The following is a 14,109-nucleotide window of genomic DNA, read 5'->3' as shown; positions in this document are numbered from 1 at the left end:
AAATATAAGTCAGAATACTATATAGTATAAAGAAAATATATGGAGGCAAATTTTATGGATTTAAATGAAATCTTAGAAGGAATATCAGATAATAATTGGAGAGATGATCGTGATTGCGATAGATCTAGATCAAGAAGAGTCTCTAGATCCAGATCTAGAAGATGTTGTTGTGATTTAGACAGACTTTTTAGGGATTGTGATTTCGACAGAAGAAGAGATTGTGGTTTCGGAAATGGTGGCTTCGGCTTCGGCTGCGGCGGTGGAATATGGACTTTAATCTGGCTACTACTTTTATGTTGTGGTGGATTTGGAGGCAGCGGCGGATTTGGCGGCTGGGGCGGATTTGGAGGCTCAGGTAATAATTGTTGTTGTTGCTGTAATAATTGTTGTTGTGATGACTGCTGTTGCTGCTGCAATGGAGGAAATAACAATTGGGGAGGCTTCGGCGGCTGTGGATGTAGCTGGTTAATATGGATAATTATTTTAGTAGTTCTATGTGGTGGAAGCTTCGGAAATAACTGCGGTGATGGTTTCTTCGGCAATTGCGGATGCTAGTAAAAGTTTTTAGAAATTCAAAAAGGAGTGAACATTATGAGTAGAAAAAAATGCTGCAAATGCAAATGTTGCAAATGTAAATGCAAATGTTGTAAATGCAAATGCAAGCATGGTAAATGCAAATGCAAATGTAAGAAACAAGATTGCTGTTGTCCAATAAATAATTTTTCAGGAGTAAATAATTGCTCAGGATTTGATCCTTGTACAGTATTGCCAACACTTTTAGTACTACAAAGCTCAGGCTTATTATGCAATGATAGAGCATTTATCTTATTCTTATTATTCTTGCTATGTGGTGGTACAAATAATACAAATAGCTGCGGCTGTAATTGTTGTTAGAATAATATGTGGAGGGTTTTTTAACCCTCCTAAAAAAATAAAAAATATAGTACATATTAAAAATATATTAAGGAGGATAGGAGATGTCAAAACGTAGACATAAGAACAAAAGCAATCAAAATTCAAATTCAAAGCAAGGAAATATTAATTCAAATTCAAGGCAAGGAAATATTATGGGAGGATTAAATCCTCAAATGTTAGAGATGTTAGGTCTTGGGAATATAGATATGAATAAAGTTTCTGAAGTCTTATCTTCTATGGGGAATAATGGATTTGATATGAGTTCTATAAGTTCAATGTTAAATAATCAACAGGGAGGAAAAAAAGATTCACAAAGTAATAATAAAGAAGAAAAGGGAAAAATGAATAATAACAATAACAACAATAATAATAATAATAATAATAATAATAATAATAATAATAATAATAATAATAATCCTTTGGCAGCTATGATGGGAGGTGGTAACCCTATGGCTGGAGGAAATCCTATGGGAGATTTAGGATCACTTATGGGATTGTTAGGTGGAGGAGGGACACCAAATGGTGCAATGAATCCTATGGGTGGCATGGGGGGATTAGGAGCTCTTGCTAATATGTTAGGTGGAAGTAGTAGGGGAAAAGATAATTCAAGAAGCAATAATATTAATAACAGTGTTAATATAGATCCTATAGTTACTATGTTACTTTCTCTTAGAAATTTTGTTGACCCACAAAGAGCTAGATTTTTAGATAAAGTTTTAAAAATGTATAAGGAAGGAAAAATAACATATTAATATATGAAATATTTATGGATAAAGAGGGTAAATTAAAATCATATGATTTTAATTTACCCTCTTTTTATTTCTTTGAATGAAGATTAATTGAACTTATAAGAAAAGTATCATCAACTTTTTCTAATTGTATTGTAAAATTAACCTGTGATTTAGCGTTATTGTTTTCTTTTGAAATTTTATTGAAATTTATACTCCATGAACAAGTAATTATTTCCCCTTTATTATTCCAAGCTATATCTCTAAAAAAAGCATCTTGAAATGTATAGTAATAAAGCTCTTTTTCTAATCGCCATATTTGAGATAAATCCCCGGATGGAATATAACTTGTAAATATATTTGGAAGTTCAGAAAGGTCATAATCTAATGAGATTATATCTATGAAACTAATGATAGGGTATAATCCAGGAGGTTCTATGGAATCATATGATATATTTTTTAGTTTTTTATTTAAAAGCATATATTTTTGTATATTTTCTTTAGAATCTGTTAAAGAAAATGAAATTATCTTTGGAGTTTTTCCATTATTTGAATCTATAATACCTAATATGTTATTTGTAGAATAAAAAATATTTTCAAAGTTCTCTCCAGTCCATTTAAATAAATGTTGAATGGAAACATTTTCTTCTGAAGATTGAATCATTATCTCTGGAATATTATTTCTATCTAAATCTAAAAGGTTTAAAGTCATTGGCCAATTAGAAGAAAATTTACCTAAAGAATTAATTTTTTTATTTGGAATTAAATCATAGTTTTTATCATTAATGCTTGTATGAACGTGATACTTTTGTTCGTTTTCTAATTCAATATATATATAATCTTCTTCACCATTACCATTTAAATCTGCTTTTACAGTTTGTTTATGGATATTATCATTAATAACAGCCTTAGTAGGAGTTTTTTTAAAGAAAACTACTAAAACAAAAGGAATTAAAATAAGTACAAAATAAGTGAATTTTTTTATATGCTTTTTATTCATAGAACTCATAAAATCACCTCAATTAGATTATATGTAGATATTATATTTTTTATTAATTTGTTATTTTTTTTTGTACTTTGAACAAAATATATTTAGGTGGTGATTAATATGCTTTATAAAACTCATCTTGAAATTGGAGAAAATACATTAAAAACTATTGAGGGAAGAGGAAAAAAATTAATTGATGAAAAGAGTTTCCTAAAAGGTAATGTTCTACCAGACATATCTCCTAAGTATAGATTAAAAAAACATGGTAGAAAACAGTTTGAAAATATCATTGAGAAGAAGATATCTTATTTAACAGGTTTAAATAGCTATAATGTAATAAATCAATTAGGAAAAGAAAAGTTTAGTATAGAGTTAGGAGTAATATGTCATTTCCTATGTGATTTCTTTTCATTACCCCATGATGAGGAATGGGGATTTAAAGAAAGCGTAACACTTAAGCATGTTTTATATGAGAAGAAGTTACATAGGGTTTTAAATAAAAAGGTAATAATAAGTGATAGCTATAAGATATTGGGAAATTCTAATTATGATGATTTTTTTAAAAAATCCTTAGAAAAATATAGAAGCCTATATGGTTATCATAATGATTTATTTTTCGCTATGTATCTTACTAATTCAGTTACAAGATATATTTTAGAGTGTATAGAAAAAAATGATAAAAAAGAACTTTTAAGAGAAAAATACGTTATTTTTTAATAAAGAATAGAAATATTACATATTATTATAAAAAGGGTAAAGGAGAGGAGAGTTTTATGATAATACTAACCAAAAGATTTAATATAAGAGGAGTTATATATAACTTAATGAATTATAATGAATACAATAAAAGAAAATATAGCTCTTTTTATAGATAGGAATTAGAAGGAATTGTATCAAGACAACTTAATTTACTTAAAGTTTTGATACAATTCCTTTTTTAGGGAAGGAGAGAATGGGTAAACTTGAAAAAAGTATAACTTGGTATATACTTAAAGGTATAGATATATACTTTATGGAGTATTTAAAGTTTTTATAAGGAGACAAGAAAATGAAAATTAATAGAAATGATTTATGTTGGTGTAATAGTGGGAAGAAATACAAAAAATGTCATATGGAATTTGATGAGAGAATAGAAAACTTAGCTAGAGAAGGATTTGAAGTTCCTACTAGAGATATAATAAAAAATGAAGAGCAAATAGAAGGAATAAGAAAAAGTGCAGAAATAAATAATGCTGTCTTAGATTTGGTTGGAGAACAAATAAAGGCAGGAATGAGCACTGAAGATATAAATAAAATAGTACATGACTATACAATAAGTAGAGGGGCTATTCCAGCGCCACTTAATTATGGTGGATTCCCTAAAAGCGTTTGTACATCAATAAATGATGAAGTTTGCCACGGAATTCCAGATGAAAATATAATCCTTAAAGAAGGGGATATAATAAATGTAGATGTTTCTACTATATATAATGGATATTATTCAGATGCTTCAAGAATGTTTATTATTGGAGAGGCTAGTGAAAATGCTAGAAGACTAGTTAAGGTTGCTAAAGAGTGCTTAGAAAAAGGAATTGAAGCAGTTAAGCCTTGGGGATTCTTAGGAGATATTGGAGCTGCAATTCAAGAGCATGCTGAAAAGAATGGATATTCTGTAGTAAGAGATTTTGGAGGACATGGGGTAGGGCTAAAATTCCATGAGGATCCTTTTGTATATCATTATGGAGATGCAGGAGAAGGAATGATATTAGTTCCAGGAATGATATTCACTATAGAGCCTATGATAAATGAAGGAAAATATGATGTATTTGTTGACGCAGATAATGATTGGACTGCATTGACTATGGATGGTTCTCTTTCAGCTCAATGGGAGCATACTATATTAGTAACAGAAGATGGAATAGAAATAATAGCTAAATAGTAAAAAGTTTTAAAGGCTTTCTAATTTAAACTAGAAAGCCTTTAAAAATACATACTTATTGGTGCTATCAATACTGTAGGAGATTTAATTTTAGGTTCAGGGTATTTAGGAATAGGTATATCAAGATTTTTTAGTAAATCTAAATAAGGAGAAATTGAATTTAGTAACTCAATATAATAATTTTCTTGTGTAAGTTTTCGCAAGAGGTTTATACAGTCATTACCATCCGTACACACTTTGATAACCTTGCCTAAAACATTACAATTACAGTTACATTTATCATAAACATAGCAATCTCCATTTAAAAAATATTTAGAATTTGTATTAAGTATTGCTGTATAATCAGAACAATTCATAATTATATCATCAGTAGAGGTGCAAGAGAGTTTATTTTTAATTGATTTTAATAAATTCAATATTATGGAAAAATTTAACTTACCTAAGTTCTTATCTACTAAAAGAGAATCAAGTAGTTCTATAGGAAAACATTCCAATAAACTTATGATTGAATCTAAATAGGATGATATTGAGGTTTCAGTTATACATCCTTTTATTCTTATATAATCTCCTTCTGAAATATTTGAATTAACAAAGGAGATGTCATTTATATCTTTTAGTGCATTTGAATCAGTCATTCTCGTAATCATATTATTGTGTATTTCAAAGGTAGTAAAAATTCTCTTTATCTCTTCTTCAGTTCTTCCAAATATTCTGCTTTCTACACTTCGATCATTTCCATAAAAAGTTGTTTCATTAAAATCATTTGATTTATTATTAGTTTTAAAACCCTTATTGTAAATTCTACTTTTTCCATCACTGCAAAATATTTTATTATTTTCATCTAAATGAATCCTTCCAGCTAAGGTGTTATCACATATTCTTCTAGAAGTTCGTATATCTATAAATCCATTCAGATATACAGATGATAAGCTTTTAATTAAGTATTCATCTATGTATATAAAGAGGTTTAAAAGATCATTCATTATTATTCTCCTAACTTAATATGATGCTATTATAAATTATATTATAAATATTTATTTACTATGAATAGTTAAGGTAACAAAGTAATAATAGATTGAGGAAAGAGAAGATATTATTTTTTATTAAGCAAGTAATAAAATATCATTTATTATATTATGATAAATGATTATGTTGAAGTATATAATATGAATTATATGGGAATTATTGTGTTGACAAAATTGTACAATTGATATATAATAAAAATGTTCACGCCGAAGTGGCGGAATTGGCAGACGCAGCGGACTCAAAATCCGCCGGGCTAACACTCGTACGGGTTCGAGTCCCGTCTTCGGCACCAAACATCTGAGGATTCTCAGGTGTTTTTTTTATAGTCAATTATAAAATTATAAGTTCTGGAGGAAATAATTTGAAAAATAAAAAAAAACTAATTATTAATATAGGAATATTAATAGTTTTTATAGTGGGCTTATTTATAACTAGTAGCATATTATATTTAAATTATAAAGGACAAGAAAAAGAAAAAGCATTGATAAAAGAGTATGAGAATAGTTTAAGTATAACTGATGATACTTCAGATTCTTTAAAGGAAGAAAAGAAAAATATAAATAAAGAAAATATATGGGGATTACTAGAAATAAAGAAAATTAATCTTTTATCTCCAATAGTAGAGGGGATATCTGATGAAAATTTAAAATATTCTATAGCTCATTTTGAAAATTCCTCTTTACCAGGTGAAGATGGGAATTGTGTTTTAGGGGCTCATAATAATGTTTATGGAAGTATATTTGAAAATTTAAATGAATTAGAAATAGGCGATGTTATAGAATTAAATTATAAAAACAAGATATATAAATATAAGATTTTTAAAAAGAAAGTTATAGAGCCAACAGATTTTACTTTATTAGAAAAAGGTGAAGGAAAGGAAATAACTTTAGTAACATGTACTAATAGGGCGAAAAATAGACTTGTTGTAAAAGGAGTTTTAATTGAATAAAAATTAAAAAAATCTTTAATAAAGCTTAATTGGTAGTGCGAGAAAGTTATGTTAAATTATGGTATAATTAAATAAAATGGTATTTGGAGGGGATTATGGTCATAGCTATTTTATTATTATTACTAAGTGTTTTCAATATCTTCATAGGAAAGAAGGTAAAAGAAAAAAAGTTAGCCAATCTTTTATCAGGATTTGATAAAGAAAAAGATGATTTAGAATATGTAAGTTGTATATTAGGAGATACACTTAAAAGAATTGGCATTTGTGGAATTATAATTACAGCTATGTATTTAGTTTTTATGAGTAATCTATCTATGGGATTATATTTAATTTGTTATGTGGGTGTTATAATATTATTTATAGTTAGTCTTACTTTTAAAACGGATAAACATAGAAGAAGTAGACTTAAAGGAGAAAAATAAAAAGAGGACAAATTGTCCTCTTTTTATTTTGAGTAAAGAAATGGAGTTATTAAAGAGATTAAAAGAATTAAACATATTATTATAACAAATATTTTTGCAGGTAAGGTAGCATAATTAAAGTCATAACCAAGACCAACACGTTTTTCAACCATAATAGCTGGATCATTAGGATTATAATAAAATAAACCTAATTTATATAAGTCATCATCATCTCTATAAAGTTCACAATCATTAGTACTTATTAGGTGTTTTCTTGATTTTAATATTCTAAATATAAATATTAAAGGTATTAATAATATTAAAATTAAGAATAAGATGTTTACAGCAGTAAAAATTTCTTTATTAACTTTAATTAAGTTTAAAATTACAGATGTTAGAAACACAAACAATGAGCTAATACTTAATGATGTGAAAAATAACATTGATGATATTTCTCGTTTAAAAACTTTTTTTTCTTTGATTAGAGAAGCAATTGTTCCGCCATTTAATCTAGTTCCTTTTTTTACAAAATACTTTATTATAAACAATGAAAGTAACGTAGTAAATAGTGAAAAAACAGGTAGCATATAGACAGAAATTTTTGTTCCTATTAAATTTGAACTAGCGTAGCTTGTTATATTGCCTGAAAAGTCAAAATGCATAGGAATTTCTGTAATTTGCTTAGGATAAAAAGTAAGTACTTCTAATAAATTTACTATGCCTAAATAAATAGGAATGGAAAACCACCAAAGATTTAAAGTAACCTTTTCTTTTTTATTATCAATAGATAATATTATTTTATTTTTAGATAAAACTTTCCATCCAAGTTCTTTTTTTATTCTTTTCATAGCTTTATTTGCTTTTATATAAGGAATTGTAATTGCAAATAAAAGTATATATATATGAACAATTATAGATGCTGGATGATTGAAGATACTAATAATTAATGCTATTGCCGTAGCGATTAAGCAGTATATTAAACAATGTCTTTTATAAATCTTTTCTATTAATTTAATTTTAGGATTGCTTCTAAATTCTATAGGAACCCTAATTCCAAATATGATTCCTTGATCTGAAAATTTATTTACATATGCACCTAAAAAGTAAAAGATAAAGAAATCAAATAATATAAATAAAAAGGATATAGTGTAGTCCATATTCTCCTCCTAATAAAAGATATTTCTCATTTTAAAAAAGTGACTCAGCAATTTTTATAAAATCTTCTTTAGAGATATTTCTAACAATGCATTCATTTATATAATTCTGCATATCTGTTTTTAATTTTTCTTTAAACTTTTCATTAGATAAGAAGTCAATAGAAACAACGGCTCCAGTACGCCTATCTAGTTTTATGTAGCCTTCATCTTTTAAGAGTGTATAGGTTTTATTTACTGTATGAAGATTTATACCAAGTTGAGAGGCGAAGGATCTTACTGAGGGCAATGAATCTCCGTTAACTAGAGTTTTATTTGCTAATAATTTTATTATTTCATTTTTTAACTGTATATATATAGGGATATCACTTTCAAAATCTAATTCAATAATCAATGAAATTACCTCCTAAATATTGTTATATATATAATATAACAAATGGAGTATTGTATGTAAATGAAATACTACATTATAATTGTTTTTTATTTTCTAGAATTTAAACAAATAGGTAATATTTTAGATAGGAATGAATTTTAAAAGTTTTATATGATATAAACAGCCTTTCTTTCATATAATTTACTAATATTATTTAATATTAAATTTATTTAATGGTGGAGATGATTTATGATAAATTTAAGTGATAAAGAGAAGGAATTAATATGTGATGGAAGATTAAATTTAAGAAATCTTAATGAATCATTAGATAAAAACAAAGAGGGGTTTGAAGTGTTTTTAAAGAGAGTATCAGAAAACACTACTGTTGGTTTCCATAGATTAAAGATATTAAATGTTATATCCACGTATTTTCTTTTATTACAAGATAATAAAGATATTTTTGAAATTTATTTTAACATAGTAAAAGAAGGCGGACTGTTAAAAATAATAGGTTTTAGAAAATATTTTAATAACGTATTAAAGATTAAAGAATATATAAAGGGAAATGAATTTAAAGAAGCAGTAAATAATAATGATGAAAGTATATTATCTTATATTAGTAAATATAAAGATAAAAATTTACTTTTTGTATGTAATCTTTTAGATAGGGAAAATTTTTTTTCCTTTGATTGTCGTGAAGGTATAAGTCCCAATATATTAATTAGCAATTATGAAAATTCCGAGAAAGAAATAGATGAATTAAGATTAAGAGCATACGAAGTAATAATTTATGAGTTTTAAAATAAGAAGATATCAAGAAATTTTCAATTTTTTGATATCTTTTTTATTGAAAATATAATATAAATTTTGATTAAAATATATAATTTTAAATTATGATATTGAATATAGAATAAAGTTTATAATATAATAAAAATTGTATTACTTCTTTAGGAAAAATCTCTTTTTTATGGTTTTATAGGTTAATTTTTAAAAAATCAAGTTTATATAATTTAAATTTGGCAATAATTTAAAAGATTAGTCTGTTTAACACATAATTTGGAGGTAAATTTAAGTGAAACTTAAAAGATACATATTAATAGGAATTATTGCTACAGTAGCAATAACTAGTTTTTTTATAGGAAGAAGTTATGAAGTCTATAAGTTAAGTGCTCTAGAGGCAAATAATCTAAAGTTAAATGAAGAAATAAAGAAAGAAGATGAGCTTAGTGAAGAGCAAATTCGTATTAAAAATATAATTTTAAATGATAAAGACGAGTTGTTTAAGATTGTAAATGAGGAAAATCCTATAGATAGAAACTATGAACCAAAAGAATTAATAGTTCCAAATGTTAGTTTGGTTGGAGCAGAAAGTGAGCCTAGAAATAAGGTAAGCAAAGTTTTAAAAGATGATTTAGAAAGATTATTTAAAGATGCACGAAAGGAAGGACTTGATTTATATCTTTCTTGCGCACATAGGTCCTTTGATGAGCAGGAATATTTATATAGAAGAGCTTTAGAAAAAGAAAAAAGTAATTCAAGTGTACTTGTAGCTCTTCCAGGAAGAAGTGAACATCAGTTAGGATTGGCCGTTGATTTAACTACTAGTTCTATAGGATTTCAGTTAGAAGAATCCTTTGAGAATACAGAAGAAGGGCAGTGGCTTTTAGAAAATTCATATAAATATGGTTTTGTTTTAAGATACTTAAAGGGAAAAGAAGAGATAACTGGGTATAGCTATGAACCTTGGCATTATAGGTATATTGGTAATTTAGAAGTTAGTAAGTATTGTTATGATAATAATCTTACATTAGAAGAATTATATGATGAATTAGATATAACAAAATAATATTATAATATATAAGATTTTAAAGGAGATAGTCTATGTATGTGATTAACTTTATAAGAGGTTTTTTCATGGCTTTAGCGGATAGTGTTCCAGGTGTTTCTGGAGGAACTATAGCTTTTATAATGGGATTTTATAATGATTTTATAAATTCATTAAATGCTTTAACCTCAACTAAAAAAACAGATGTGGCTAAAAAAGATGCTTTACTGTTTTTATTAAAACTAGGAGTAGGTTGGGTAGTTGGTATGGTTTTATCCATATTCTTTATAGCATCAATATTTGATAAAGAAATATATAAAATTAGTTCTTTATTTACTGGGTTTATAATATTTTCTATACCAATAATAATTAGTGAGGATAAAAAAGCACTAAAGAAAAATTATGGATACATAATATATGCTATTTTAGGTATTGCTATTGTTGCTGCTATAACTTATTTTAATCCAGCAACAGGAGCTGCAAAAGGTACAAGTTTAGTATTAAATGAATTTTCATTACCACTTGCTTTATATGTTTTTGTGGCTGGTATGATAGCAATCTCAGCAATGGTTTTACCAGGAATATCAGGGTCAACATTACTTTTAATATTTGGACTTTATGCACCAGTAGTAAGTGCTGTAAAAGAAGTATTAACATTTAATTTTAGTTATTTACCTATGCTTATAGTTTTTGGATTAGGAGTAATAACAGGTATAATAACAACTATAAGATTAATAAAGTTTTTACTTTCAAATTATAGAACACAAATGATTTATTTCATAATAGGATTAATGATTGGATCTATATATGCAGTTTTCATGGGACCAACTACATTAGAAGTACCTAAAGCTGCTATGAATTTAAGTACTTTTAATTTCTTATTCTTTATTATAGGAGGAGCTTTAATTATAGGATTACAACAATTAAAGGTTTATCTTGAGAAGAAAGAAAAAGTATCAGATATATAAAAAATAAAATTTAAGCTGTTGTTACTTATAAGTAATAACAGCTTATTATTTAATATTATAGATTTTTAGAATATAATAAAGAAATAGAGAACTGTATTCATTTAGTAATCAAAATTTAACTATAAAGACTTTGTTATGCTAAAGATTTTGTAGTATATTATTAATAAACTAAAAATTATTTGCACGGAGGGATAAGCAATGTTTTTAAAAGAATTAAATAAAGAACAAGGATTAGCATTTATAAATTTAGTAACTGAATTTGCTTTAGCTGATGAGGATATAAGAAAAGAAGAAGAAGCATTAATTCGTACATATATAAAAGAATTAGATTTCGAAAAAGTGGATTTAGGAAATCTTTCATATGAAGAAGCAATAAATTTAATAAGAAATTCATCAGAAAAGATTAAAAATATTGTTTATTTTGAGCTTGTTAGAATAGGGCTTGTTGATGAGAATTACGATATAGAAGAAGTTGATTTCTTAGAAAAAATAAGTAAAGATTTAAATATATCAAGAGCTAAAAAGATACAAGTAGCAAATTGTTTTTATAACTTCTCAGAAAAAGATGGGGAAGAAAAATTAGAAGAGATGGCAAAGGATATAATAGGTTAATATAAACTTTTAAAAATACTTAAAGTTAAAGACTTTGAGTATTTTTTTATATTTTATACTATATATTGTGGAAAAAAATGGAGTGAAAAGATATAATTATATTAATCATTATTGATTTATTAGGGGGAGAGATATATGGGGGATAGAGCTTTTGCAAAGAGGAGTAAGGACAAAATTTATGAGTTTGAATATAGTAATTCTATAAGTGAACTTTGTAAACCATATAGGATAATTTCTAATGTGGCTTGGGTTGTAGTAGTGATTGCATTAGTAGAACCTAGGATTTTGTTACCTACTTTTATATTGAGTTTACTAATGTTTTTAACTAAAAAAATGAAAGTGTCTTGGCGTATAAGTACTTTTATAGAAAAGATAAGGAATGGAAGATTTCAAGAGGCTGAAAAAGTTCTAATTAAGTTAAAAGGCGTTGTAGATGTAGAAATTTACTCAGAGCTTAAAGATATGTTAAGTATGGAAAATAACATAAAAGGTTAATGGTCAGGTATAAAGCTTAGTCAGTTAAAGATTAGAAGAACAAAAGCAAGATTTATTAGTTGAATAAGGTAACATTAAAATGTTCATATATTCATACAAATGATAAAAGATTTGAAATAATTTAGTAGGAACAGGAGACGATAATTAATATGAAAAATAAATATATGGTAGTTATATCCTTAGATGCAGTATCTTCAAAGGATATTGAAATAATGAAGGATTTACCTAACATATCTAAATTGATAAAAAATGGTGCACTTATAAAGAATGTAGAGACAATATATCCTTCTTTAACATATCCAGCACATGTATCTATTGTAACAGGAAGATATCCAGTTAATCATGGCATAACTAACAATACTGTATTGAAGTTTAAGGACAAAAATCCAAATTGGAATTGGTATGGAAATAAAATAAAGGGAGAAACTTTATTTGAATTAGCTAAAAAGAATGGACTTACAACAGCTTCAGTAGTTTGGCCAGTAACTGGAAAAATGAAAATAGATTACAATATGCCTGAGATATTTGAAACTAAGTCTTGGCATAATCAGATAATTATGTCTGCCTTAGCTGGAAGTAAAGCATATCAATTTTCAATGAATAAAAAGTTTGGTTATCTTAGAAAAGGAACTAAAGAACCTTATCTAGACAATTTTGTTACAGAATGTGCTAAAGAGACAATAAAGAAATATAAACCAAATTTAATAATGATTCATTTAATAGATGTAGATTCTCATAGACATGATTATGGTTATGAAAGTTTAGAGGCATTAGAGGCTTTAAAGAGGCATGACATTAGAGTTGGGGAGATAATAGAATGTTTAAAGGAAGCTGGAATATATGAAGATACAACTTTAGTCTTATTAGGAGATCATAGTGCTATAGATACTAATAAAGTAATATGTCTTAATAGTGCTTTTAAAAAGGCAGATTTAATCGAATTTAAAAATGGAAAGCTTAAAGAATTTAAAGCAATATCTAAAGAATGTGGAGGATCCGCATATATTTATTTAAATAATAAGAATAGTATTGAAGAGAATAAAAAGTGTTTAAAGATTTTAGAGGAACTTAAGGAGAAAGGTGCTTTAGAATTTATATTAAATAAGGAAGAAGCTATTAAAGCTGGAGCGAATAATCAGTGTGATTTTATGGTAGAAGCTAGTAGAGGATATTATTTCTCTAATGAATATGAGGGGATGGTTGTTGAGGAAACTAAAGATATACACAATAAACATACTTATAAGGCTGTCCATGGATATTCACCTAAGAAAAAAGATTATGAAACTTTCTTTTTAGCCTTTGGAAGAGGAGTAAAATCAGGTGTGGTTTTAGATAAAGGTAAGTTAATAAATCATGGTCCTACCTTAGGAAAAATATTAGGTTTTGATTTCAAAAATGCAGATGGGGTAATTGAAGAAAGAATATTAGATATTTAAGAATTTTTTTTTATAACTTGGATAAAATAATTAATTAAATAAAATTGTTGAAATTGTCGCAAAATTATGATATTTTAAAATAGTAGAAAAATTATTGCCAAAAATTATTTCATAATGTAGATATGTGATTAATTAAAAGAACGCTTATAATAGCGTTTTTTTTGTTTTTATAGAAAAAATTAGCTTTTTGTAGGATGAAAATTAAATTTACTTAAAAGAAATATACGGAATACAGAATATATCAAATATTTTATGATGTTTGTACTTTAGTATTTTAAATATATTAAATGAATAAAATAACAATAAACTATTAAATTAATT

The 14,109-nt window shown here is 26.3% G+C and carries 17 protein-coding genes and 1 tRNA gene; 14 read left to right on the top strand and 4 right to left on the bottom strand.

Annotation, left to right across the window (positions count from 1 at the left end):
* Nucleotides 1-325: 325 nt before the first annotated feature.
* The 3 genes from AC2JAQ_RS09060 (at nt 326) to AC2JAQ_RS09050 (ending at nt 1,667) form a co-directional block, all read left to right on the top strand.
* Nucleotides 326-469, top strand: a complete 144-nt coding sequence (locus AC2JAQ_RS09060; protein WP_488456153.1) for a hypothetical protein — start codon at nt 326-328, stop codon at nt 467-469.
* A gap of 122 nt (nt 470-591) precedes the next feature.
* The gene (locus AC2JAQ_RS09055; protein WP_423238919.1) at nt 592-894 is read left to right on the top strand and encodes a hypothetical protein; all 303 of its coding nucleotides are present in this window, start codon (nt 592-594) and stop codon (nt 892-894) included.
* Between the two features lie 83 nt (nt 895-977).
* Entirely contained in the window at nt 978-1,667 is a 690-nt protein-coding gene (locus AC2JAQ_RS09050) for a hypothetical protein (protein ID WP_488456152.1), read from the top strand.
* 64 nt (nt 1,668-1,731) lie between these two features.
* On the opposite strand, the gene AC2JAQ_RS09045 is transcribed toward AC2JAQ_RS09050, so the two are convergent.
* The gene (locus AC2JAQ_RS09045) at nt 1,732-2,652 is read right to left on the bottom strand and encodes a hypothetical protein (RefSeq protein ID WP_488456151.1); all 921 of its coding nucleotides are present in this window, start codon (nt 2,650-2,652) and stop codon (nt 1,732-1,734) included.
* Nucleotides 2,653-2,751: 99 nt separating this feature from the next.
* Between AC2JAQ_RS09045 and AC2JAQ_RS09040 the strand changes: the two genes are divergently transcribed.
* Together AC2JAQ_RS09040 and AC2JAQ_RS09035 are read left to right on the top strand one after the other, a co-directional pair.
* Nucleotides 2,752-3,348 (top strand): zinc dependent phospholipase C family protein, encoded by a 597-nt coding sequence (locus tag AC2JAQ_RS09040; protein ID WP_488456150.1) that lies wholly within the window; start codon nt 2,752-2,754, stop codon nt 3,346-3,348.
* Nucleotides 3,349-3,679: 331 nt separating this feature from the next.
* Nucleotides 3,680-4,549, top strand: a complete 870-nt coding sequence (locus AC2JAQ_RS09035; RefSeq protein ID WP_488456149.1) for a methionyl aminopeptidase — start codon at nt 3,680-3,682, stop codon at nt 4,547-4,549.
* 41 nt (nt 4,550-4,590) lie between these two features.
* Here AC2JAQ_RS09035 and AC2JAQ_RS09030 read toward each other — a convergent pair whose 3' ends face one another.
* Nucleotides 4,591-5,532 carry a DUF6414 family protein gene (locus tag AC2JAQ_RS09030; RefSeq protein WP_488456148.1) on the bottom strand — a complete coding sequence of 314 codons (942 nt, stop codon included), beginning with the start codon at nt 5,530-5,532 and terminating at the stop codon, nt 4,591-4,593.
* A gap of 248 nt (nt 5,533-5,780) precedes the next feature.
* On the opposite strand from AC2JAQ_RS09030, the gene AC2JAQ_RS09025 reads away from it, so the two are divergent.
* From AC2JAQ_RS09025 to AC2JAQ_RS09015, 3 genes are all read left to right on the top strand, one after another.
* A tRNA-Leu gene (locus tag AC2JAQ_RS09025) sits at nt 5,781-5,867 on the top strand.
* Nucleotides 5,868-5,936: 69 nt separating this feature from the next.
* Nucleotides 5,937-6,524 carry a class D sortase gene (locus AC2JAQ_RS09020; protein WP_488456147.1) on the top strand — a complete coding sequence of 196 codons (588 nt, stop codon included), beginning with the start codon at nt 5,937-5,939 and terminating at the stop codon, nt 6,522-6,524.
* A gap of 95 nt (nt 6,525-6,619) precedes the next feature.
* Nucleotides 6,620-6,946: a hypothetical protein gene (locus tag AC2JAQ_RS09015; protein ID WP_488456146.1), complete on the top strand. Its 327-nt coding sequence runs from the start codon at nt 6,620-6,622 to the stop codon at nt 6,944-6,946.
* Between the two features lie 23 nt (nt 6,947-6,969).
* Here the strand turns inward: AC2JAQ_RS09015 and AC2JAQ_RS09010 are convergent, their stop codons facing one another.
* On the bottom strand, nt 6,970-8,082 hold the full coding sequence (locus tag AC2JAQ_RS09010; RefSeq protein WP_488456145.1) for a DUF5808 domain-containing protein: 1,113 nt from the start codon (nt 8,080-8,082) through the stop codon (nt 6,970-6,972).
* A 31-nt stretch (nt 8,083-8,113) separates the two neighbouring features.
* The gene (locus AC2JAQ_RS09005) at nt 8,114-8,473 is read right to left on the bottom strand and encodes a GntR family transcriptional regulator (protein ID WP_488456144.1); all 360 of its coding nucleotides are present in this window, start codon (nt 8,471-8,473) and stop codon (nt 8,114-8,116) included.
* Between the two features lie 228 nt (nt 8,474-8,701).
* Here AC2JAQ_RS09005 and AC2JAQ_RS09000 point away from each other — a divergent pair, with 228 nt between their 5' ends.
* The 6 genes from AC2JAQ_RS09000 to AC2JAQ_RS08975 all read left to right on the top strand — a co-directional run bounded on the left by AC2JAQ_RS09000 (nt 8,702) and on the right by AC2JAQ_RS08975 (nt 13,788).
* Nucleotides 8,702-9,253 (top strand): hypothetical protein, encoded by a 552-nt coding sequence (locus AC2JAQ_RS09000; protein ID WP_488456143.1) that lies wholly within the window; start codon nt 8,702-8,704, stop codon nt 9,251-9,253.
* A 271-nt stretch (nt 9,254-9,524) separates the two neighbouring features.
* Entirely contained in the window at nt 9,525-10,298 is a 774-nt protein-coding gene (locus tag AC2JAQ_RS08995) for a M15 family metallopeptidase (protein WP_488456142.1), read from the top strand.
* 35 nt (nt 10,299-10,333) lie between these two features.
* Nucleotides 10,334-11,245 (top strand): DUF368 domain-containing protein, encoded by a 912-nt coding sequence (locus AC2JAQ_RS08990; protein ID WP_488456141.1) that lies wholly within the window; start codon nt 10,334-10,336, stop codon nt 11,243-11,245.
* 198 nt (nt 11,246-11,443) lie between these two features.
* Nucleotides 11,444-11,857: a hypothetical protein gene (locus AC2JAQ_RS08985; protein ID WP_488456140.1), complete on the top strand. Its 414-nt coding sequence runs from the start codon at nt 11,444-11,446 to the stop codon at nt 11,855-11,857.
* A gap of 135 nt (nt 11,858-11,992) precedes the next feature.
* Nucleotides 11,993-12,352, top strand: coding sequence for a hypothetical protein (locus tag AC2JAQ_RS08980; protein WP_488456139.1), 360 nt, complete (start codon nt 11,993-11,995; stop codon nt 12,350-12,352).
* 149 nt (nt 12,353-12,501) lie between these two features.
* Nucleotides 12,502-13,788: an alkaline phosphatase family protein gene (locus AC2JAQ_RS08975; protein ID WP_488456138.1), complete on the top strand. Its 1,287-nt coding sequence runs from the start codon at nt 12,502-12,504 to the stop codon at nt 13,786-13,788.
* Nucleotides 13,789-14,109 lie beyond the last annotated feature (321 nt).

This window comes from Clostridium sp. LIBA-8553 (assembly GCF_057782465.1).
This window is presented reverse-complemented; position numbering and strand designations above follow the sequence as displayed.